At 67.1% G+C, this 20,746-nt stretch carries 20 protein-coding genes; 13 read left to right on the plus strand and 7 right to left on the minus strand.

Annotation, left to right across the window (positions count from 1 at the left end; genetic code table 11):
- Nucleotides 1–172: 172 nt before the first annotated feature.
- Nucleotides 173–1,474: a PKD domain-containing protein gene (locus tag K5658_RS18745; RefSeq protein WP_221064599.1), complete on the plus strand. Its 1,302-nt coding sequence runs from the start codon at nt 173–175 to the stop codon at nt 1,472–1,474.
- Nucleotides 1,475–1,542: 68 nt separating this feature from the next.
- On the plus strand, nt 1,543–1,914 hold the full coding sequence (locus K5658_RS18750) for a 4a-hydroxytetrahydrobiopterin dehydratase (RefSeq protein ID WP_221064600.1): 372 nt from the start codon (nt 1,543–1,545) through the stop codon (nt 1,912–1,914).
- 6 nt (nt 1,915–1,920) lie between these two features.
- Here K5658_RS18750 and hflD read toward each other — a convergent pair whose 3' ends face one another.
- Together hflD and K5658_RS18760 are read right to left on the minus strand one after the other, a co-directional pair.
- A complete protein-coding gene (gene hflD / locus K5658_RS18755) occupies nt 1,921–2,541 on the minus strand; it encodes a high frequency lysogenization protein HflD (RefSeq protein WP_221064601.1) in 621 nt (206 codons plus the stop codon).
- 30 nt (nt 2,542–2,571) lie between these two features.
- The gene (locus K5658_RS18760; protein WP_221064602.1) at nt 2,572–2,928 is read right to left on the minus strand and encodes a nucleotide pyrophosphohydrolase; all 357 of its coding nucleotides are present in this window, start codon (nt 2,926–2,928) and stop codon (nt 2,572–2,574) included.
- A 135-nt stretch (nt 2,929–3,063) separates the two neighbouring features.
- Between K5658_RS18760 and K5658_RS18765 the strand changes: the two genes are divergently transcribed.
- A complete protein-coding gene (locus K5658_RS18765; protein ID WP_221064603.1) occupies nt 3,064–3,372 on the plus strand; it encodes a hypothetical protein in 309 nt (102 codons plus the stop codon).
- 102 nt (nt 3,373–3,474) lie between these two features.
- Entirely contained in the window at nt 3,475–4,485 is a 1,011-nt protein-coding gene (locus tag K5658_RS18770; protein ID WP_221064604.1) for a metallophosphoesterase, read from the plus strand.
- 7 nt (nt 4,486–4,492) lie between these two features.
- Here K5658_RS18770 and K5658_RS18775 read toward each other — a convergent pair whose 3' ends face one another.
- Nucleotides 4,493–4,975, minus strand: a complete 483-nt coding sequence (locus tag K5658_RS18775; RefSeq protein WP_246628497.1) for a CDP-archaeol synthase — start codon at nt 4,973–4,975, stop codon at nt 4,493–4,495.
- Between the two features lie 357 nt (nt 4,976–5,332).
- Between K5658_RS18775 and K5658_RS18780 the strand changes: the two genes are divergently transcribed.
- On the plus strand, nt 5,333–5,635 hold the full coding sequence (locus K5658_RS18780; RefSeq protein WP_221064606.1) for a hypothetical protein: 303 nt from the start codon (nt 5,333–5,335) through the stop codon (nt 5,633–5,635).
- Nucleotides 5,636–5,768: 133 nt separating this feature from the next.
- Here K5658_RS18780 and K5658_RS18785 read toward each other — a convergent pair whose 3' ends face one another.
- The 3 genes from K5658_RS18785 to K5658_RS18795 all read right to left on the minus strand — a co-directional run bounded on the left by K5658_RS18785 (nt 5,769) and on the right by K5658_RS18795 (nt 9,354).
- The gene (locus tag K5658_RS18785; protein ID WP_246628498.1) at nt 5,769–7,685 is read right to left on the minus strand and encodes a SpoIIE family protein phosphatase; all 1,917 of its coding nucleotides are present in this window, start codon (nt 7,683–7,685) and stop codon (nt 5,769–5,771) included.
- 297 nt (nt 7,686–7,982) lie between these two features.
- Nucleotides 7,983–8,474, minus strand: a complete 492-nt coding sequence (locus K5658_RS18790) for an exosortase system-associated protein, TIGR04073 family (RefSeq protein WP_246628499.1) — start codon at nt 8,472–8,474, stop codon at nt 7,983–7,985.
- Between the two features lie 184 nt (nt 8,475–8,658).
- Nucleotides 8,659–9,354: an SDR family oxidoreductase gene (locus K5658_RS18795; protein WP_221064607.1), complete on the minus strand. Its 696-nt coding sequence runs from the start codon at nt 9,352–9,354 to the stop codon at nt 8,659–8,661.
- A 173-nt stretch (nt 9,355–9,527) separates the two neighbouring features.
- On the opposite strand from K5658_RS18795, the gene K5658_RS18800 reads away from it, so the two are divergent.
- On the plus strand, nt 9,528–10,190 hold the full coding sequence (locus K5658_RS18800; RefSeq protein ID WP_221064608.1) for a DUF2076 domain-containing protein: 663 nt from the start codon (nt 9,528–9,530) through the stop codon (nt 10,188–10,190).
- Between the two features lie 27 nt (nt 10,191–10,217).
- Here K5658_RS18800 and K5658_RS18805 read toward each other — a convergent pair whose 3' ends face one another.
- On the minus strand, nt 10,218–10,811 hold the full coding sequence (locus K5658_RS18805) for a Uma2 family endonuclease (protein WP_221064609.1): 594 nt from the start codon (nt 10,809–10,811) through the stop codon (nt 10,218–10,220).
- A 165-nt stretch (nt 10,812–10,976) separates the two neighbouring features.
- On the opposite strand from K5658_RS18805, the gene glcE reads away from it, so the two are divergent.
- The 7 genes from glcE to K5658_RS18840 all read left to right on the plus strand — a co-directional run bounded on the left by glcE (nt 10,977) and on the right by K5658_RS18840 (nt 20,683).
- The gene (gene glcE, locus K5658_RS18810; protein WP_221064610.1) at nt 10,977–12,053 is read left to right on the plus strand and encodes a glycolate oxidase subunit GlcE; all 1,077 of its coding nucleotides are present in this window, start codon (nt 10,977–10,979) and stop codon (nt 12,051–12,053) included.
- On the plus strand, nt 12,053–13,282 hold the full coding sequence (gene glcF, locus K5658_RS18815; RefSeq protein WP_221064611.1) for a glycolate oxidase subunit GlcF: 1,230 nt from the start codon (nt 12,053–12,055) through the stop codon (nt 13,280–13,282). The genes glcE and glcF overlap by 1 nt, the downstream gene beginning before the upstream one ends.
- Nucleotides 13,283–13,311: 29 nt before the next feature.
- The gene (gene rlmH, locus K5658_RS18820) at nt 13,312–13,779 is read left to right on the plus strand and encodes a 23S rRNA (pseudouridine(1915)-N(3))-methyltransferase RlmH (RefSeq protein ID WP_221064612.1); all 468 of its coding nucleotides are present in this window, start codon (nt 13,312–13,314) and stop codon (nt 13,777–13,779) included.
- 6 nt (nt 13,780–13,785) lie between these two features.
- Nucleotides 13,786–14,364: a Maf family protein gene (locus K5658_RS18825; protein WP_221064613.1), complete on the plus strand. Its 579-nt coding sequence runs from the start codon at nt 13,786–13,788 to the stop codon at nt 14,362–14,364.
- Nucleotides 14,365–14,485: 121 nt separating this feature from the next.
- Nucleotides 14,486–15,940, plus strand: a complete 1,455-nt coding sequence (gene rng / locus K5658_RS18830; protein ID WP_221064614.1) for a ribonuclease G — start codon at nt 14,486–14,488, stop codon at nt 15,938–15,940.
- Nucleotides 15,941–15,950: 10 nt separating this feature from the next.
- Nucleotides 15,951–19,862 carry a YhdP family protein gene (locus K5658_RS18835; protein ID WP_221064615.1) on the plus strand — a complete coding sequence of 1,304 codons (3,912 nt, stop codon included), beginning with the start codon at nt 15,951–15,953 and terminating at the stop codon, nt 19,860–19,862.
- The gene (locus tag K5658_RS18840; RefSeq protein WP_246628500.1) at nt 19,859–20,683 is read left to right on the plus strand and encodes a carbon-nitrogen hydrolase family protein; all 825 of its coding nucleotides are present in this window, start codon (nt 19,859–19,861) and stop codon (nt 20,681–20,683) included. Before K5658_RS18835 ends, K5658_RS18840 begins: the two co-directional genes overlap by 4 nt.
- Nucleotides 20,684–20,746: the final 63 nt, after the last annotated feature.

The following is a 20,746-nucleotide window of genomic DNA, read 5'->3' on the forward strand; positions in this document are numbered from 1 at the left end:
ATTTTTTATTCCGGGGCGGACGGCACGCCTTCTGCTAACCTCGATCCGCACACCCCTTGGGTGTGTCGTTTGTTCATGCTTGCCGGTCCAGGCTTCCCCCAGCTTGGACCGGCTTTTTTTGGCGCGGGCCTCCCGGCCCACGAGTTCGATTCCACTCCCAGGAGGAAAGCCCATGCCCCGGCAATGCCATCGCTTCCATTCCCTGCCCGCCCTCGTCGGACTCTGCGCGAGCCTGGCCTGGCCCGGCGCGGGCTGGTCCCAAACAGCCCGGAAACCCGCCCTGGGCACTCCGCTGGGCGCGCAGATCGGCCTCAGCATCGGGGTTCCCGCCTACAACCCGGACACCGACACCTACGACGCCCCGGTCACCCTTCACAACCGTAGCGCCAAGAAAACCTTCCACGGGGCGATCAACCTGGTGGTCGGCCCCATCGAGCCGGCCGGGATCAGCCTGGCCAACGCCAGCGGCACCACGGCGGGCGGCAAACCCTACCTGCTCATCGTCCTGCCGGATCATGGCTTGGCCCCGCACCAACGGGTCAAGGGCAACAGCCTCAGCTTCGCCAACCCGGACGACGCCCATTTCAAATTCCAGCGCAAGCTGTATGGCTACCCCGGCACCAAGCGGCCCACGGCGGTGCCCGGTCCCGACCAGAACCCCGCCCTCGGCGACACCGTCACCCTGGACGGCTCCGGCTCCAGCGACCCCAGGGGATTGCCCTTGCGCTATTCCTGGTCGATCGCCGCCGCGCCCACCGGCAGCACGGCCAGCCTCAGCGACCCGGCCAGCGCCCAGCCCAGCCTGACCCCGGACCAGCCCGGCAACTACCAAATCCAGTTGCTGGTCACCGCCGGCAACGCCGCCAGCGACCCCGCCAACCTGACGCTGACCGTCGCCAACCCGCCGCCCGTGGCCGATGCCGGGGGCGACCAAACCGCCGGCGTCGGCGACACCGTCTACCTGGACGGCTCGGCCTCCTACGATGCCGAGGACGCGGACCTGAGCTACCGCTGGTCCTTGGTCCAGGCACCCCAGGGCAGCCAAGCCACCCTGGCCGACGCCGACACCGATTCGCCCAGCTTCTTGGCCGACCAGGCCGGCACCTACCAAGTCCAACTCGTCGTCAACAATGGCGTCGTGGATAGCGCCCCGGCCCTCGCCAATATCGTGGCTTCGGCCCAGGCGGACACGCCCCCGGTGGCGGACGCCGGCTTCGACCAAACCGCCGCGACCGGCGATACCGTCTATCTGGACGGCTCGGCCTCCTACGATCCCGAGGGCGCGGACCTCGACTACCGCTGGACCTTCACCCAAAAGCCCCAGGGCAGCCAAGCCACCCTGGCCGATGCCGACACCGATTCGCCCAGCTTCGTGGCCGACCAGGCCGGCACCTACCAAGTCCAGCTCATCGTCAACGACGGCACCCACGACAGCGCCCCGGCCACCAGCCGGATCACGGTGGCCGCGCCCTGACGCCCCGCTTGACAGGGCCGGGCGGAAACCGGAACCTGCCGTCCCTTCAACCCAGAGGAACCCAAGCCATGACCACGGAAACAACCTACACCGAGGCGCAAATCAGCGAGCGCCTCGCCCAGGAGCTACCGCACTGGTATTACGAAAACGGCTGGATCCGGCGCAAATACCGCACCAGCGGCTGGAAGGCCAGCTTGATGGTGGTGAACACGGTCGGGCATCTGGCGGAAGCCGCCTGGCACCACCCGGACCTCACCGTGTCCTATGCCTTCGTGATCGTGAAACTGACGACCCATTCGGCCAAGGGCATCACCGACAAGGATTTCGCCCTGGCCCGCCAGATCGAGGCGGTGGTGCAATGGAAGCCGCGGGAAGAGAGTGGCGGGGTTTTGGAAGGGACGCCGGACGACCCCCGCTTCAAATATCTGAAATACGATTGAGCCGGCTCACAGCGCCTTGAGGAATTGCCGCGCTTCCTGCTGCAAGCGGCCACGCTGGAACAACAGCTTCCACCGTGCCCCGCCGCACTGCCGCCACAACACCGCCGAGCGCACCCCCGCCAGCAGCAGGGCGCGGATTTTGTCGGCGTTCTCGCCCTCGGCCAGGAACCTTTGCTCCCCGGCCACCAAGACCCTGGGCCGCAACTGGCTCAGGGTGCGCGAATAGGCCTCGGCCAGGATTTTCAAGACGCCTTCGTCCAGCACGCCCACGGCCTCCGCCCGTTCCGCCGCCCGGTGCACCGATACCCCGATGGCCTCGACCATCGAAGGCTCCTTCATCAGGGCGCGTTCCAGGAACAGCAGGGTCGAGGCGTAGCGGGCCTGTTCCGGGTTGGCCTGCTCCGGTCCGGACAATTGGTTATCCAGGCACCGGAGGCCCAGGCGGACGCCCTCCAACCCCCCGTAGACATCCAGCACATCGTCGGCGTCGATCTTCAAGGTGCTGGCGATGCTGGCCCGCATGGGTTCCTGCTCCGCCGCGCCCTTCTTGGCGATCTGCTGGACGAGGCAGGCCGCCTGGGACAGGCCGGCCAGGGCGATGACTTGGTTGGGGAGGGTTTTGATCATAGGGATGTCCGGGCAACGGGAAGGGCGGTCTCAGGGGCGGAGGCGATTGTATTTCAGCGCCTTGCCCTTGGCTAAGGCCACCGGGTATTTCGCGGCGTTCAGGGCCAGCTTGTCGCGGACCGCCGCCTCCAGGTCGACCCCCAGCAGGTCGGCCAGCCGCAGCAGATAAATCTGCACATCGGCGATTTCCTCCCGCACGGCCCGGAAATCCTCGGGCCGCTCCGCCAAGCGGCGCGATTCCTCCTCGGTGAGCCATTGGAAATTCTCCAATAGCTCCGCCGCTTCCACCGCCAGGGCGGTCGCGATATTCTTGGGACTGTGGAAGCGGTTCCAGTCCCGCTCCTCGGCAAACTCCCGGAGGCTCTTCTGAATCGCATCGACATTCATGATAGCGGCCCTCCCTCGACAGGTCTTTCTGATTGATTCGGAAATAAGCGAAAATAACCGATATAAGAACGAGTGGCAGCGGCTTCCCGCCAGCCGCCACGGACCATAAACAATCGCTCGCGAGGGTACAAGCCTATGGATAATTTACAGCAAAGCCTACAACGCACGATTCGCGCCCTGGAAGCCCTGAGCGAAAAGAATCCGCCCCAAGTGGAGCGGGTGGAAGAATTGCTCGACCAGCTGTTCCAGCAAAAGATCGATCTCGCCAACCTCAACACCAACCAGGCGGCGACCCCCTACCAACAGGCCCACCAAGCCATGGGGTTGGCCGCCTCCCGCTGCGAAAAAGCCGCCAAGGACCCCGGCCAGATCAAGGAAGCGCTCCCCGCCGTCACCGACGCTATCGGCAAGCTCACCAAGCTGCTCAACCACGTCCTGACCTGACCCCGCTTCCGCCGCGCCGCCCAAGGCGCGGCCCCTCCCGCCCGTCCCCGTGCCCCGGCGGCGGGGCCAAGCTTACGGCATGGCCTTCCGAGGAATTGCACCATGCTCCCCCCGCCCACCGCGCCGGGCTCCGCCGCCCGCCCCCAGCACCCGCCATACCGCTGCCCGCCCCTGGACCCCCAGACCCAGGCCCGCCTCCGGCAGCGGGTCCAGCCTTGCCATCTGAGCCGGCGGCTCGGCATCGAACAGGATTGCGAGGCGCGGGTGTTCGGCCAGGGCCGGACCTGGTTCCATATCGAGAACTGGTATTCGGCGCATGGGCTGATGCGCCACGCCCTGCGGCTGCTGGGACTCCACCGGCGGGGCCGGGCCAACGCCCGTCGCATCGCCGTCCGCCACAACGACTTCCACCTGTCGCGCCTGCCCCAAGCCTTCGAGGGCTACACCCTGCTGCATATCAGCGACCCGCACCTGGACCTGCGCGGCGATTTCCCGGACGCGCTGATCGACGCCCTGGGCCGGGCGGGCCGGTACGACCTCTGCGTCCTGACCGGCGATTACCGCGCCCGCACCTTCGGTCCCTACCAGGGCGCGCTCGCCGCCATGGCGCGGGTGGTGCCGCATATCCATAGCCCCATCTACGGCATCCTCGGCAACCACGACACCATCCGCATGGTGCCGGGCCTGGAGGATTTGGGAATACACATGCTGCTGAACGAAGCGGTGGCCGTGCGGCGGGACGGGGCGGCGATCTATCTGGCCGGCATCGACGACCCGCATTATTACCGGGCCGACAACCTGGAAAAGGCGGTCGAGGGCATCCCGGAGGACGCCGTGTCGATCCTGCTCTCGCATTCGCCGGAAATGTACCGCCACGCCGCCTACGCCGGCTGCGACGCCATGTTGAGCGGCCACACCCATGGCGGGCAAATCTGCCTGCCGGGCGGTATCGCCCTGCTGCTGAACGCGAACGCGCCGCGCCGGTTCTGCCAGGGGCCTTGGCGCTACCGGGATTTGCGGGGTTATACCTCGGCGGGGAGCGGGGCGAGCATCGTGGATGTGCGCCTGAATTGCCCGCCGGAAATCACCCTGCACCGGCTGCGGCGGGCATGAGCGGGACTCAGTGCGGCTGTTCCCGGATGCGCAACCAAAACAACAGGCGCGACAAGGCCAGTTCCAACACCAGGAACGCCAGCACCACCCCGGCGATATAGCCCGGCTCCAACCCAAGTTCGGCCCGCGCCACGAGCAGGGGAAACAAAGATTCCGGCACCTGGTCCAATCCCAAAGCCATGCCGCTGGACGACACCCCGAGCCGGCGCTTGAGGAAACTGGAGCAAAGATCGCCCAGCATGGCCGCGCCGCCCATCGACACCCCCAAGCCCGGCGGCAGGCCCATGGCCCAAGCGGCGCACGCGGTGGCCGGCAGGGCAGCGACCACGCCACGCCAAGTCTTGGACGGACCCAACAGCGGACGGCCATCGAAATAGCGTGACCCACCATCCACCGGCCAATCGTAGCGGGCTTGCAGGGCCTTGCGCAGCAAGATCGGCGCACCGTTGGCCACGACCAGCAAAAACAGCAGCTTCAATGTCAAAACCATGGCTTTTCCTTGATGATCCGTCATCGTCGGCGCATTATCCCGGACCCGGAAACCACGGCAAAGCCGGCCGGCCACGCCGGACACCGGGCGGTTCGATGGCCTCCGTCCACCCCGATGCCAGGGCGGCGTATTGCCGCCCGTCTTGGGATAGCCAGGCGGGTGGCAAGCTACTACAATCCGATACAAATTCGGTCCGCTACCTTCCCCGCGACCCCATTGAATTCGCTAAACTTAAAAGGCAGACGGAGGTCACAAAAGCTTGCCAGTTCCTTTGCAAGCAACGCCCCATGAACCTAACATCGCGCCACGATATTATTTTCGCCACATCCGCTTTCTCCGCCAACAAGATATAAAACCATGAGCAATTCCAACCCCGCATTCCTGGTCGATGGTATTACCACCATCGCCATCCATAACGACGTGGCCCGTATCCAGTTCATGCAGTTGGACCAGCAAGGCAAACCCTTGGATACCGTGCGCCTGCTGGTACCCACCGGCCAAGCCCAGCAAATACACCTGGCGATAGGGCAATTGGCCGGCCTGAACCCCACCCCCTCGGCGCAAACCGACAAAGCCGAGGAAGCGCCGGCCAAAAAGGACGAGCGCTCCGGTAGCCGGTTCGCACAAAAGCAAGACGCCCCGAAACCCTGGAAACCTTAAATCCAGGCACGATATTCCCAACCGATATACAAGGCATATACAAGGCCGGATTCTCCGGGGTCCGGGCCACCGGGCCGGGACGGCGCATCGCCCCCGGCCCCCGGTGCCGCCACGATGGCGGGGCGCGCCCCCGTCACATCACCCGCATCGCCACCATACTGATATCGTCCTCGAACGCGGCTTTGCCACAAAAGCCACGCAATTCCTCCAATAAGGACCGGACCAACTGTCCGGGGGCCAAATCCCCATAAGCCCCGATCCAGCGGCATAAACGCCCGGCCCCGAAGAACTCCCCCTGCTCGTCGCGGGACTCGACCACCCCGTCGGTGTAGAGCAGCAAGCAATCCCCCGGCTCCAGCACCAAACCATTCTCCTCGAAGCCCGGTTCGCGCTTGACGCCCAGGATCAAGCCATCGGCATCCAGTTCGACACAGCCCGTCCCCGCCCGCCGCCGCAGCAAGACCCGGTTATGCCCGGCGTTGGCGAAGCGCAGCCGGCGGGTGGCGAGTTCATAGCGCAGATAGAACAGGGTGATGAAGAGTTCGGCCCCTTGCAAATCCTCGAACAGGGCGGCGTTGACCGCACCCAGCAAGGCGGCGGGACCGGGCGCGGCCCGATCTTCGTGGGCGCGGCGCAGTTCGGCCTTCAGGGTGCTGCGGAGTTCGGTCATGATGAGCGCGGCCCCGACGCTATGGCCGGACACATCGGCGATCACCAGGTCCACCCGGCCATCGTGCGAGAAATAATCGAAATAATCGCCGCCGACATGGGTGGCCGGGACGCACACCCCGGCGATCTCGGCACCGGGCAGGCGCAAGGGGGCTTTGGGCAGCAGGGAAAGCTGGATTTGCTTGGCGATTTCCAATTCCTGGCGCTCGGCCTCGGCCCGGCGGCGCTCGGTGACATCGGCCTGCACGCCGATGTAATGGGTCACGGCCCCGGCCTCGTCGCGCACCGGGGATAGCAGCAATTCGTTCCAGAACGGCGTGCCGTCCTTGCGGTAGTTCAGCAGGACGCCCTCGTAGACCCGGCCTTCGCGCAAGGCCGACCGGATCGCCGCCCTGGCTTCAGGATCGGTGCCCGGACCTTGCAGCATCGCCATGCCCTGGCCCAGGAGTTCCCCGCGGGGGTAGCCGGTGATGCGGACCAGGGCCGGATTGACATAGAGGTTGGGATAATCGTCCTGGCGGGCGTCGGCGATGGCGATGCCCACGCTGGCCGCCTCGATGGCGCGTTCGCGGAGGCGCAGGGCATCCTCGAAACGCTTGTGGGCGGTGATGTCCAGGTCTACGCCGCGCCAGCGCAGCAAGCGCCCGGCCTCGTCGAAGATGGGCATGCCGGTCGACTCGGTGAATACCTCGTGCCCGTCGCGGTGGCGGTAGCGGTTGACCAGGCGCTGGAAGGGGCGGGCGTTGCGCCCCTGCGGTGGCACGCCTTCCGACCAGTGCCGGCGGTCCTCGAAGGTCATCAGGTCCAGGTAGGAACGGCCCAGGACATCCTCGGGCCGGTAGCCCAGGATGCTCTCCACCGCGTTGCTGCAATAGAGATAACGCCCGGCGGCGTCCTGTTCCCACAGCCATTCGCCCACCATGTCGGCGACCTGGCTGAACCGCGCCTCGCTCTCCCGCAGCGCCTCGTGGTCGCGGCGCTGGGCGGCCTCGGCCTGCTTGCGGCGGGTCAGGTCGTGGACGATGCCGACGAACAAGCGCTGATCGCCCTGGCGTTGCTCGCCGATGGAAAGATACATGGGGAACAGCGAGCCATCCTTGCGCCGCCCCTGGACCTCGCGCCCCACGCCGATGATCTTCTTGATGCCGGTGCGCAGGTAATCGGCCAGATAACCGTCGTGGCGGGAACGGTCGGGCTCGGGCATCAACAGGCTGACGTTGTGGCCCATGACCTCGTCGCGGTGGTAGCCGAACAGGCGCTCCGCCGCCGGGTTGAACCAATGCATGGTCCCGGCCTCGTCGATGACGATCACGCCGTCGGCGACGGTGTCGAGGATGGCGCGGAAATTGGAAACGATATCGCAGGCGGGACCGGACTCCACCGCGAACACCTCCCGGCCCGGCAGCGCGAACCCACCCCCCGGCCCGCCGCCGCCTGGGTCGGCCAGCCCGAACGCTTGGTTTTTGGTGTCGATGGGAATGCCCTCCTCGCAGGCTGGCGGAAGCCGCCTTCAATGACCCTTCGGACCCCCGGTCCGCCACCGGGGTTCCGGCCTCGAAGGACTATGCAAGCACGGCCCACCGGGTCCAGGCAAGGACCGGGCATGGCGCGGGGTGGGTGGAACCGGGATGAACCTGCGCGGGGGAAACCGATCCGGTTCCCCGGATCGGCTCGGGCTTCATTTGCGGGGGGCGGGCGCGGCGGGCTTGGGCTGGCTATCGACCTTGAAATAAGGGCCGTATTGGGTGTCGGTGTAGAAATTCTGCCAGACGAAGGCCGGATGGGTGATGGGTTCGGTGGGCACGAAGCACGTCACGAAATCGGTCAGGCCGGCCAAGGTGCGGCCCAGCATGTGCATCGCGCCCTTGAGCCCGCCGCCTGTGATCCCCCACAGCACATAGCCGCCGCGGTCGAAGGCGCTGCCGTAGCTGCTGGTGTTGTTGGCGGTGTTGATCATGTTCTTGGGCACCTCGACGAAGCCGGTCATCATGTTCATGATGCCCGAAGCCAGCTTCAGCCGGACCTTGTCGCCATAATCGTCGGCGGGCGGGGCCGGGGCGTTGACGACCCGCGCCCCCTGGACCGCCTGGGCCGGGGGCGGGCTGGCCGGGGCGGCGGTGGAAAGCGCCGTCAACGCGGCGAGCAGCAGGATTCTTGGCATCTTCGACATAGCGACCTCGCGGGATGGCTGGCAAAACAGGGGGGGAACCGCCCGTCCGAACCGGCGCGACGCATCCCCGGACGGCTGGACCATCCCATCAAGATTAGGCAAGCCGGCGGTTTTTTTCAAACCGATGTCCCATCGGCGTGGCCCGGACGCGGGCCTCCATGCCCGAAAATGCCGCGCCGCCGCCTCACCAAGGCAAGGATTCACCCTGGAAATCCAGGAACCGCCCACTATCGCCCGGCCCGTAGGCCTCGATCACCCGCCGCATCCCGGCGACGCTCGCCTCCGGCAGGGTCGGCGCGTCCGGCCCGCCCATATCGGTCTTGACCCAGCCCGGATGCAACAACAGGACACCGACGCCCTGGGGCCGCAATTCCAGCGACAGGCTCTTCATGGCGGCGTTCAGCGCGGCCTTGCTGGAACGGTAGAGGATCGAACCGCCGCTGGTGTTGTCGGCGATGCTGCCCATCAGGCTGGTGAGGGCGACGATGAGCTTGCGGGAGCCCAAGCCCAGTTGGGACTGGAACGCCTCGGCCAGCTTGACCGGGGCCAGCAGGTTGATCTCCAACACCCGCCGCCAGGCCGCGTAATCGAGCTGGCCGAAGCCGGTCTGCGCCGAATCGCCATAGACCCCGGCGTTGCTGAGCAACACATCGATGGGTTGATCCGCCAATTCCTGGGCCAAGGCGTCGATCTGGCCGAGTTGGCCCAGGTCCAGGCGGTGCAAGGACAGCTGCGGATGGCTGTCAGCCAAGCCGCGCAAGGCCCCGGCGGTTTCCGGCTCGCGGCAACAGGCCAATACCCGCCAGCCCGCCCCGGCGTATTGGCGGCAAAATTCCAGGCCCAGGCCACGGTTGGCCCCGGTGATGAGTACGGTGGTCATGGTTTTTCCCTCCTTCGGGTCTTGAATAATGCGGAATTTGGCAGCACATTGTCGCCAGTCCAAGGGCCGGTGGTGGGCCCACCCGCCTTGGAGTCCGGCCCATGGCAGGAGAATCCCGCGAACCGCGGGCGATTTCAGACCCTGGACCAGGGTCCAAACCAGCAGGTACCCCAATGAACAACGAAGAACGCCGATTGCTTAGCGAATTCCTCGATCAGCTCGCCCAGGTCAAGGGCGTGGCGAAAGACCCGGACGCCGACGCCCTGATCGCCCAGGCCGCCGCCAAACAACCCGACGCCTGCTATCTGCTGGTGCAGAAAGCGTTGTTGCAAGAACAGGCGCTCAACAACGCCCGCGCCCAGATCGCCGACCTCAGGAACCAACTCGCCCAGGCCCAATCGCGTCCGGCCCCGGCCCGGAGCGGCGGCTTCCTCGGCGGCGGCGACCCTTGGGCCAACGCCGCGCCGCGTCCCGCCGCGCCCACCCCGTCCTGGGGAGCCGCCCCCCCCGCGGCACCGCAAGCCGGTTCCGGCGGTGGCCTGGGCGGTTTCCTCGGCACGGCGGCGGCGACCGCAGCGGGGATCGCGGGCGGCGCGTTCCTGTTCCAAGGGCTGGAGAACCTATTCGGTGGACACCATAATTCCGGCAACGGCTTCTTCGACACGGCGGGCCTGGGCAACGACGAGCGGGTCGAAAACGTCACCATCAACGAATATTACGGCAACGACGACAACGATGCGCCGGAGGGCGGCGGCTTCCTGGACAGCGGCTTCGATCCGCAGGACGATGGCTTCGATGCCTACGACGACAACGACGACGACAGCCTAAGCGTATAAGGGCCGGAGTGCCCCCTGGCCGCAGGATCAAAGTTCCTGCGGCCACAGGCCCGACACCACCTCGTCCCAGGCGATGGCGACGCCGGGCAACACCCCGACCGGCGTCTCCCCGCTCAATTCCTGGATATCCGGCTTGCCGTATTCGTCCCCGGCCAAGCGGTAGACGATGACGAGGCGGTCGGTGGGATGGACCAGCCAATATTCCTTCACCCCCGAGCGCTCGTAGAGGCGGCGCTTCCGCACCTGATCGTGGCCCGCCGTCGCGGGCGACAACACCTCCACCACGAAATCCGGGGCACCGCGCACCCCGCGCCGGTCCAACTTGGCCGGATCGCACACCACCAACACATCCGGTTGCACCACGGTGTCGACGCGCTCGTCGGCCTCGTCGTGCTTGGGTAGGCGCACATCCACCAGGGCGATGAAAGGGCGGCAGGGCTTGCCGGCCAAGCTACGGCGTAGCTGATAGTAGACCTCCCCGGCGATATGTTGATGATCCAGCACCGGCGCGGGGGCCATGAGATAGGCCACCCCGTCGACCAGTTCGTAACGGACGGTTTCCGGCCAGGCCAGATAATCGGCATAGGTGTGGTAGGCATCATCGCGTTGGGCCAGGCTCATGGGCTGATCTCCTGTGATGGCGGGTAGGGCCGGGATAGCGGGATTATAAGCATGATGGGCATGGCTGGACTTGATCGAAACCCTCCCGGTCTACAAACTACCCCGGCCCACCCGCAAGGAAATCACACAGATGACCAGACCTACCGGCCTCCCCGGACGCCCGCCATGAACACCGACCACAGCGCAGCCCTGCGCGACACCCTGCTGGCCGCCCGCGCCGAGCGCCGTCCCTTGACCATCGTGGGCGGCGGCACCAAAGCCTTCTACGGACGCCACAGCGCCGATGGCCACGGCAGGCTGGACACTTCGCCCCACCGGGGCATCGTCGGCTTCGAGCCCAGCGAACTGGTCCTCACCGCCCGCGCGGGCACGCCCCTGGCCGGGATCGAAGCCCTCTTGGCCCAACACGGCCAGAGGCTCGGTTTCGAGCCGCCACACTTCGGCGCGGGCGCGACCTTGGGCGGCACCGTCGCCGCGGGACTGTCGGGACCGCGCCGCCCGTTCGCGGGGTCGGTGCGCGATGCCGTGCTGGGCTGCAAAATCCTCGACGGCCAGGGCCAAATCCTCGCTTTCGGCGGGCAGGTCATCAAGAACGTGGCGGGCTTCGACCTGTCGCGGCTGATGGTCGGGGCGCTGGGGACGCTGGGGGTATTGCTGGAAATCTCGCTGAAGGTGCTGCCCCGGCCCGAATGCGAGCGCACCCTGGTCTACGCCCTCGACACGCCCGCGGCCCTGGCGGCGATGACCCGCTGGTGCCGCGAACCCTGGCCGGTTTCCGGGCTGGCCTACGATGGCGGTTGGGCCTACCTGCGGCTGGCGGGCGCGGAAGCGGCGGTGGCCGCCGCGCACCGCCGACTCGGCGGCGATCCCGCCGCCGATGGCCCCGGCTTCTGGGAAGATTTGCGGGAACAGCGCTCGCGCTTCTTCCAATATCCGGCCTTGGGCGGGACGCTATGGCGCTTGTCGCTGCCACCCGCCACGCCACCCTTGGACCTGCCCGGCCATTGGTTCTACGACTGGGGCGGTGCCTTGCGCTGGCTCCGGTCCGGGGCCGATCCCGAGGCCGTCTTCGCCGCCGCCGCCCAGGCGGGTGGGCACGCGACCCGGTTCCGGGGCGGAAACGCCGGGGACCGGGTATTCCAACCGCTTGCGCCCGCCCTGCACCGGCTACACCTGGACCTGAAGCGCACATTCGACCCGGACGGCCTCTTGAATCCCGGACGGCTCCACCCGGATTATTGATGCAAACCCAACTCGCCGACTTCATTAAGGACACCCCGGCAGGCCGGGAAGCCGACGCCATCCTGGGCACGTGCGTGCATTGCGGCTTCTGCAACGCCGTCTGTCCAACCTACCAAGTGCTGGGCGACGAACGCGACGGACCCCGCGGACGGATTTACCTGTTGAAGATGATGCTGGAAGGCCAGGACACCAGCGCCCGCACCCGCCAACACCTGGACCGCTGCCTCACCTGCCGCGCCTGCGAAACCGCCTGCCCTTCCGGCGTGGAATACGGCAAGCTGCTGGACCTGGGCCGCCCCCTGATCGAATCCAAGGCCCGGCGCCCCTGGCGCGAACGGCTGCAACGGCTGGCGCTGCGGAAGTTCCTGGCCCATCCCCGGAGGTTCGGCCTGTTGCTATGGGCGGCGCGGCTGGCGCGTCCCTTCCTGCCGCAGCAGCTCAAAGCCAAACTGCCCGCGCCCGCCCCACCGCCCGCGCCCCGCCCCGCAAAACCGCATCCCCGCAAGATGCTGATCCTCGAAGGCTGCGTGCAGCCCGTCCTGGCCCCTTCGATCAACGCCGCCACGGCGCGGGTGCTGGACCGGCTCGGCATCGGCTTGATTCCGGTCGCGGGCGGCTGTTGCGGTGCGCTGAGCCACCATCTCGCGGCGCAAGAAGAAGCCCGCGATTTCATACGGCGCAATATTGACGCCTGGTGGCCGCATCTCCAGCGCGGGGCCGAAGCCATCGTGCTGACCGCCAGCGGCTGCGGGGCCATGGTAAAAGAATACGGCCATGCCCTGCGGCACGATCCGGCCTATGCCGACAAGGCGGCGCGGGTGGCGGCGCTGGCCCTGGATATCGGCGAAATCCTGGCCCGCGAGGATTTGAGCGGCTTCAAAACCACCACGCCACGCAAGATCGCCTTCCAATCGCCCTGCACCCTGCAACATGGGCAGAAGCTGGGCGGACTGGTGGAAAGCCTGCTGGTCAAGCTGGGTTTCGAGTGGGTACCGGTGGCCGATGGGCACCTCTGTTGCGGTTCGGCGGGGACGTATTCGCTGCTGCAACCGGAACTTTCGCAACGGCTGTTGGCGGACAAGCTGCGGGCCTTGCAAGCGGGCGGACCCGATTGCATCGCCACCGCCAATATCGGCTGTCTGAGCCATCTCCAAACCCAAGCGGGCGTGCCGGTGCGGCATTGGATCGAACTGCTGGACGAGCCCATCGCACCCGGCCCGGACTTATAATCGCCGCTTTCCTATCCAGCCCAACCCCCATGCAAATCCATCTGCTGGCCGTCGGCCACCGCATGCCCGATTGGGTCGTGGCCGGCTACGAAGAATACGCCAAGCGCCTGCCCCGCGAATGCGCCCTGGTCCTCAAGGAAATCGCCCCGGCCAAGCGCGGCAAGAATGCCGATATCGGCAAGCTGCGCGAGGACGAAGGCGGGCGGATGCTGGCCGCCCTGCCCCGCGATAGCCACGTGGTGGCCCTGGACCTCGGCGGCAAGGATTGGTCCACGCCCGACCTCTCGCAGCAATTACAGCGCTGGCTGGGGAATGGCCGCGACGTGGCGCTGCTGGTGGGCGGACCGGATGGCCTGGCCCCGGCCTGTTTGCAACGGGCGCAGCAGGTGTGGTGCCTATCGCGGCTGACTTTCCCGCATCCCATCGTGCGGGTGGTGGTGGCCGAGCAGATTTACCGGGCCTGGAGCCTGTCGCAGAACCATCCCTATCACCGCTGAAGCCTTATGGATCCCACCACGCCCCGCCTCATCCTCGCCTCGGCCTCGCCGCGCCGCCGCGAACTCCTGGACCAGATCGGCGTCGCCCACACCATCCTGCCCGCCGCCATTCCCGAAATCCCGCGTCCTGGCGAACCCCCGGAAGCCTATGTGCGGCGCATCGCGGCGGAGAAATCGCTGGCGGTATGGGAAGCGCAAGACTCCGGCCTCGCCGTGCTGGCGGCGGATACCGAAGTGGTGCTGGACGGGGAGATTTTCGGCAAGCCCCAGGATTCCGACCATGCCGCCTGGATGCTGGCCCGGCTGTCGGGGCGGGAACACCGGGTCTTGAGCGCGGTGTCGTTGCGGGCGGCGGGCCAACACTGGGAAGCCTTGAGCATCAGCACCGTGGCTTTCCGTATTTTGATGCCCGCCGAAATCGCGGCCTACTGGGCCAGCGGCGAACCCCAGGGCAAGGCCGGCGCCTATGCCATCCAGGGCCGGGGGGCGCGGTTCATCCGCCATATCGCGGGCAGTTATTCGGGGGTGATGGGCTTGCCCTTGTTCGAGACGGCGGAATTGTTGGAGAAAACCGGCTTCGGCTAAACGATCATACCCGGACGCCAAGCCGGGCGATGACCGGCCCCGCTTTACCGGCCATGCCCAACCCGTCCCCATTACGTTACCATGTCCGCCCCCACCCAGAGGCCACGGACTCCCAGCGCCCATGAGCGACGAAATCCTCATCAACGTCACCCCCCCGGAAACCCGCGTCGCCATCGTCGAGAACGGCGTCCTCCAGGAAGTCCTGATCGAACGCCAGCGCCGCCGCGGCCTGGTCGGCAATATCTACAAGGGCAAGATTTGCCGCATCCTGCCGGGGATGCAAGCGGCCTTTGTCGATATCGGGCTGGAACGCGCCGCCTTCCTGCATATCTCCGACCTCAACAGCCAGGACAAGGAGCGCGCCGTCCACGACCAGATCGAACTGGCCTTCCGCGACGGCCAGGAATTGATCGTGCAGGTGGTGAAGGACCCGCTCGGGGCCAAGGGCGCGCGGCTCACCACCGAAATCTCCATCCCCTCGGTGTACGAGGTCTACATGCCCTACGCCAAGAATTGCGGCGTGTCCCAGCGCATCGAATGCGACCGCGAGCGGGCGCGGCTGCGCCATTGCGTGGAGGCGTTCCAGAAGGAACACAGCACCGGCGGCTTCATCGCCCGCACCGCCGCCGAAGGCAGCGACGAAGCGGCGATCCGGGCCGACATGCTGTTCCTGCTCAAGCTGTGGAACTCCATTTCCCAGCGCAGCAAGACCGCCAAGCCCAAGACCCTGCTGCACGAAGACCTGCCCCTGAGCATGCGCGTCCTCCGCGACATGCACCGCGCCAAGGTGGAGAAGGTCCGGGTCGATTCCAGGGAAACCTATGGCCGCATCGTCAAGTTCGCCAAGGAATTCGTGCCCGAGCTGGCCCCCCTGCTGGAACATTACTCGGGCGAGCGGCCCTTGTTCGACCTCTACGGCGTCGAGGACGAAATCCAGAAAGCCCTGGAGCGCCGGGTGGCGCTCAAATCCGGCGGCTACCTGATCCTCGACCAGACCGAGGCCATGACCACCATCGACGTGAACACCGGCGGCTTCGTCGGCGGACGCAACCTGGAAGAAACCATCTTCAAGACCAACCTGGAAGCGGCCCAGGCCATCGCCCGCCAACTCCGGCTCAGGAACCTCGGCGGCATCATCATCATCGACTTCATCGATATGCGCGACGAGGAACACCGCTTCCAAGTCCTCCACAGCCTGCAAAAAAGCCTGGAGAAAGACCACGCCAAGAACACCATCTGCGAAGTCTCGGCCCTGGGCTTGGTCGAGATGACCCGCAAGCGCACCCGCGAGAGCCTGGAACACATCCTGTGCGAACCCTGCCCCACCTGCGGCGGGCGCGGCGTCCTCAAGACGGCGGAAACCGTGTGCCTGGAAATCTTCCGCGAAATCATCCGCGAGGTGCGCCAGTACAATGTGCAGGAATTGCTGGTCCTGGCCTCGAACGAAGTGGTCGAGCGCCTATTGGACGAGGAAGCCGATCCCCTGTCGGAACTGGAAACCTTCCTGGGCGTCAGGATCAAATTCCGCGCCGAATCCCAGTACACCCAGGAACAATACGATGTAGTCCTGCTGTGAAGCCGCCCCCTTGAAACCGCTGTTCCGCCACGCCCTACGCACGGCCTTCCATCTGGGATTGGCCGGACTCGTCGCCATCGCGCTGGGCCTGAGCTATCTGCGGTTCTGGCTGCTGCCACGGGTGGCGGCGCATCGGTCCCATTTGGAAACCCAGCTCGCCGCCGTGGTGGGCGCGCCCGTCCATATCGAAACCCTCTCCGCCCGGCTGCGCGGACTCAAGCCGGAACTCGCCATCGCCGGCCTGGACATCCTCGACCCGCAAGGCCGGCCGGCGCTGCGCTTCGCCCAGGTCCGGCTGTACATCGACCCCTTCCGCAGCTTCGCCAGCCACGGGCCGCGTTTCGACCGGGCCGAAATCATCGGTCCCAAGCTCTCGCTCCGGCGCAAGGCCGATGGCGGCATCGCCATCCTGGGGCTGGCCCCCACCGGGGACGGTCCGCCGCCCGCGTGGCTGCTGGCCGATGGCCGGATCGAAATCCTCGACGCGGAGGTGGATTGGCAGGACGAACGCGCCGCCACCCCGCCGCTCAAGCTGGGCCGCACCGACCTCAGCCTGGATAACCGGCAAGGCCGCCACCGCCTCGGTGCCGAAATCCATTTGCCGGAAACCCTGGGCCGACGCTTGCGCGTGGTCTTGGATGCCCGTTGTGGCGAATCCGGCGCGGACTGGCACGGCACGGCCTATCTGGAAACCCAGGGCCTCGATATCGCCCGGCTGCGAACCCTGTTGCCGGACAGCGCCCTCGGCCTACGGAGCGGGACCGCCGATGCGCGGATTTGGCTGCATTGGGCCGACGGGCTCGGCGCGGCGAGCGGGGAACTCAAGCTGGCCGCGCCGACCTTGGTCCGCCATACCGGCCCGCGGGACGAACGGGCCTTGTCCCTGGCCTCCCTGGCCGGGCATTTCCATTGGCAGGCCCAAGCGGACGGCTGGCGCTTGGATCTCGCCCAGTTCCGGCCCGCCCTGCGCGAACCCTGGCCCGCCACCCGGCTGGCCCTGGCATTCACCCGGCGCGGCGACGGCGGGCTGGGCCATGTCGCCGCCGCCGCCTCCTATCTGGACCTGGGCGATATCGCGATGGCGCTACAGACCTTGGAGCTACCGGCCCCGGAAATCACAGCGGCGCTGGCGGGCCTAGCCCCACGCGGCCAGTTGGAAGACGCCGGGCTGTTCTACGCCCCGGACGCGGCGGTGGGGGAACGGCTGGGCGTGTATGGACGGTTCCACCATGTGGGTTTCGAGCCTTGGGACGACATCCCCGGCGTGGCGGGCTTGAGCGGCGATTTCCGGGGCACCGACACGGTGGGCCGGGTGGATTTCGCCCTGGACGGCCTGACCCTGGCCCGGCTCAAACTCAAACATCCGGTCGGATTCCTGGCCGCCCAGGCGCGGCTGTACTGGGAACAAACCGCCGATGCCTGGTGGCTGGACCTACCCAGGTTCTCGGCCCGGACCCCGGATTTGGCCCTGGCGCTGCGGCTGCGGGCCGCGCTCTATAAACGCCCGGACCAAGCGCCCTTCCTCGAACTCCTGGCCCGCCTGAGCGAGGTGGACGCGGCCCGGCTCGCGGGCTACCTGCCCTGCGCCATGATGTCCGCCACCTGCCGCTGGTTGGAACAAGCCCTGGAAGGCGGGCGCATCCCCCAGGCCGATATGTTGTTCAGCGGCTTCGTCGACGACTTCCCGTTCTACCATGGCGAGGGCGTGTTCCAGACCGAGTTCGACGCCGACCACGTCAAGCTGCGTTTCAGCCCGGATTGGCCACCCGTGACCGAGGCCAGCGCCCATGTCGCCTTCCGCGGCCCCGGCGTGGTCGGCACGGCCCAGGGCGGGCAGATCGGCGCCGGCCGCATCGTCGAGGTCCACGCCGACATCCCCGACCTGCTGCGCGATACCCGGCTCACCCTGACCGGCAAGGCCCGCGCCGGAGTGGCCGACAGCCTGGAGTTCCTGGCCCATTCGCCGCTGCGGCGGATACCCGAACGGCTCCGCCGCATCGCCGAGGTCTCGGGCGAGGCCGATATCAGCCTGGACCTGTTCGCCCCGCTGGATTCGCCCACCGAACCCACCGTCGTCACCGGCACGGCGGATTTGCACCGGGCCGGGTTCCGCCTGCGCGATCCCAAGCTCGGGGTGGAGTCCATCGAGGGCCTGCTGCACTTCAACGCCGGGGGCATCCACGCCGACCGCCTCCAGGCCCGCATCCTGGACGGTCCCGCCACGGTCGCCGTGGCCGACGAACACCAGGATATCGCGCTCGCGGTCAACGGCAGCGCCCCCATCGCCGAACTACAAAAGCAATTCCCCTCGCCCGCCTGGAACCCCGCCCAAGGCACGCTGGGCTACCGGCTGGACCTGCGTTTCCCGGCAAGCCTGGACGCCAAGAGCGCCCCGCTCCGGCTCGCGCTCCAATCCGACCTCAAGGGCGTGGCCCTGGATTTGCCCGCGCCCCTGGGCAAGCCGGCACAGGCCGAACGCCCGCTCACGCTGGAAACCCGCCTCCAAACCGGGATGCCGATCCCGGTCAAGCTGGCCTATGGCGCGGAGGTCAAAGCCCAGGCGCAACTGGCGGCGGACCGCCTGGGGCGCGGCTTCAAGCTGGACAGCGCCGACCTCGCCCTCGGCCAGCCCTTGCCCGCCACGGGCGGCGCGGCGGGTCTGGGCCTTTATCTGCATCTGGACGAATGGGACGCCAGCGCCTGGCACGACTGGTGGGAGCGGACGCTTGCCGACGGCGGCGACGCGGGTGGCGACCCCGCCTTCCCACTGCGGGAACTGAACCTGCATTGCGGCCAATTGCTGTGGAAGGACACCCCGCTCGGTCCCGCCTCGCTGCGGCTGAAGCAAGAAGGCGGGCGCTGGCAAGGCCATCTCTACAGCGCCTATGCCAAGGGCGACATCAGCGCGACGCCGGACCTCGTGGATTTCAAGCTGGAATCCTTGAAAATCCCCAAGCCCGCCGACGCCCCCAAGCCGCCGCCCGCCGCCCGCCCCGCCGCCGACCCCCCGGAAATCGATCCCGCCACCCTGCCCAGCCTCAAGCTGCATGCCGACAAGCTCTATTGGCGCAATGCCGAACTCGGCCCGCTCGACTTCGCCACCGAGCGCCACGCCCACGGCATGGTCATCAGGAAACTCTCGCTCAAGACCGAAGGCCACGCGCTGGAACTGCGGGGCGATTGGACCCGCACCCCGGCCCGCCCCGCCAGCACCCATCTGGAAGGCAAGCTCCACATCGACAACCTGGGCGATTTCCTGGCCCGCGTCGGCCAGGGCGGCCATGTGCGGGAAACCCAGACCGACGCCCAATTCACGCTGGATTGGCCCGGTTCGCCCCAGCACTACGCGGCGGCGGCGATGGCCGGAAGCCTCAAGCTGAGCCTCGGCAAGGGCAGTTTGCTCAAGGTCGAGCCGGGCCTGGGACGGATGATCGGTATGTTAAACTTGAACACCCTATGGCGGCGGCTCAGCCTCGATTTCAGCGATTTGTTCGGCGAGGGGCTGGCCTATGACGGCAGCGCCGGAACCTTTAAACTCGGTGGGGGCCAGGCGATCACGGAAGGTCTGTTGATCGACGCCGTCTCGGCCAAGATACTGGTCAATGGCCGCATCGGTTTGGCCTCCAAGGATATGGACCAAACCGTGACGGTCATCCCGCATACCGCGGTGGCCCTGCCCATCGCGGGCGCGCTGGCGGGCGGGCCGGCGGTCGGCGCGGCGATGCTGGTGGCCCAACGGCTGATCGGCGAACAGGTCGAACACATCGCCGCCACCCACTACGCCCTGCGCGGCCCCTGGGAACATCCCACGATCACCCGCGTCAACCATGATTATATGCCGCTCGATGTGCTAGACCGGGCTTGGGGCGGCATCAAGGACCTATCCGGTTTCGGCCCCCAGCAAGAGGAACAATCCCGATGAGAAAAGCGCTCTTCGCCGCCATCCAAATGGCTTCCGGCCCCAACGTGGGTTCCAACCTGATCGAGGCCGGACGGCTGATCGAAAAAGCCGCCCAACAGGGCGCGCGCTTGGTGGTGCTGCCGGAGAATTTCGCCCTGATGGGCAAGCAGGATAGCGACAAGCTGGAAGCGGGCGAGGACGATGGCAAGGGACCGATCCAGGATTTCCTGGCCAGGACCGCCGAGCGCCATAAAATCTGGCTGGTCGGCGGCACCCTTCCGATCCGGGGCCAAGCGCCGGGCAAGGTCCGCGCCGCCTGCGTGGTCCACGACGACAAGGGCCAGCGCGTGGGCCGCTACGACAAGATCCACCTGTTCGATGTCAGCGTGCCCGGCACCGAGGAGCATTACAAGGAATCCGCCACCATCGAGGCCGGCGAGAACGCCCTGGTGATGGACACGCCGTTCGGGCGGCTGGGCCTCACGGTGTGCTACGACCTCCGTTTCCCGGAACTATACCGGCAGATGTCCGCCGTCGGCATGGACATCCTGGCCGTGCCCTCGGCCTTCACCGCCCGCACCGGCGCGGCCCATTGGGAAATCCTGGTCCGCGCCCGCTCGGTCGAGAACCTGTGCTACACCATCGCGGCCAACCAGGGCGGTTTCCACCTGAATGGCCGCGAAACCTACGGCAACAGCATGATCGTGGACCCCTGGGGCGTGGTCCTGGCCCGCCAAGCCCAGGGCGCGGGCGTGGTCCTGGCCGAATACGACCGCGACCGCTTGGACAAGGTCCGCAGCGCCTTCCCGGCCCTGGAACACATCAAGCTCTTTTGCCGCTGAATTCAAAGTGGCGCGTGGCGACGAGCGGCGAGCAAAGCCCTCCCCTCCGCCCGCCACCCATCG

The sequence above is a fragment of the Methylomagnum ishizawai genome, from assembly GCF_019670005.1.
GTDB classification, from domain to species: domain Bacteria; phylum Pseudomonadota; class Gammaproteobacteria; order Methylococcales; family Methylococcaceae; genus Methylomagnum; species Methylomagnum ishizawai.

Bases quoted from the DNA above. Each gene is read 5' to 3' on its own strand.
- K5658_RS18775 (WP_246628497.1), bottom strand. From the start codon at position 4,975: ATGGTTTTGACATTGAAGCTGCTGTTTTTGCTGGTCGTGGCCAACGGT.
- K5658_RS18770 (WP_221064604.1), top strand. From the start codon at position 3,475: ATGCTCCCCCCGCCCACCGCGCCGGGCTCCGCCGCCCGCCCCCAGCAC.
- K5658_RS18790 (WP_246628499.1), bottom strand. From the start codon at position 8,474: ATGTCGAAGATGCCAAGAATCCTGCTGCTCGCCGCGTTGACGGCGCTT.
- K5658_RS18795 (WP_221064607.1), bottom strand. From the start codon at position 9,354: ATGACCACCGTACTCATCACCGGGGCCAACCGTGGCCTGGGCCTGGAA.
- K5658_RS18780 (WP_221064606.1), top strand. From the start codon at position 5,333: ATGAGCAATTCCAACCCCGCATTCCTGGTCGATGGTATTACCACCATC.
- K5658_RS18840 (WP_246628500.1), top strand. From the start codon at position 19,859: ATGAGAAAAGCGCTCTTCGCCGCCATCCAAATGGCTTCCGGCCCCAAC.
- hflD (WP_221064601.1), bottom strand. From the start codon at position 2,541: ATGATCAAAACCCTCCCCAACCAAGTCATCGCCCTGGCCGGCCTGTCC.
- rng (WP_221064614.1), top strand. From the start codon at position 14,486: ATGAGCGACGAAATCCTCATCAACGTCACCCCCCCGGAAACCCGCGTC.
- K5658_RS18760 (WP_221064602.1), bottom strand. From the start codon at position 2,928: ATGAATGTCGATGCGATTCAGAAGAGCCTCCGGGAGTTTGCCGAGGAG.
- K5658_RS18805 (WP_221064609.1), bottom strand. From the start codon at position 10,811: ATGAGCCTGGCCCAACGCGATGATGCCTACCACACCTATGCCGATTAT.
- K5658_RS18750 (WP_221064600.1), top strand. From the start codon at position 1,543: ATGACCACGGAAACAACCTACACCGAGGCGCAAATCAGCGAGCGCCTC.
- glcE (WP_221064610.1), top strand. From the start codon at position 10,977: ATGAACACCGACCACAGCGCAGCCCTGCGCGACACCCTGCTGGCCGCC.
- glcF (WP_221064611.1), top strand. From the start codon at position 12,053: ATGCAAACCCAACTCGCCGACTTCATTAAGGACACCCCGGCAGGCCGG.
- K5658_RS18765 (WP_221064603.1), top strand. From the start codon at position 3,064: ATGGATAATTTACAGCAAAGCCTACAACGCACGATTCGCGCCCTGGAA.
- K5658_RS18745 (WP_221064599.1), top strand. From the start codon at position 173: ATGCCCCGGCAATGCCATCGCTTCCATTCCCTGCCCGCCCTCGTCGGA.
- K5658_RS18800 (WP_221064608.1), top strand. From the start codon at position 9,528: ATGAACAACGAAGAACGCCGATTGCTTAGCGAATTCCTCGATCAGCTC.
- K5658_RS18825 (WP_221064613.1), top strand. From the start codon at position 13,786: ATGGATCCCACCACGCCCCGCCTCATCCTCGCCTCGGCCTCGCCGCGC.
- rlmH (WP_221064612.1), top strand. From the start codon at position 13,312: ATGCAAATCCATCTGCTGGCCGTCGGCCACCGCATGCCCGATTGGGTC.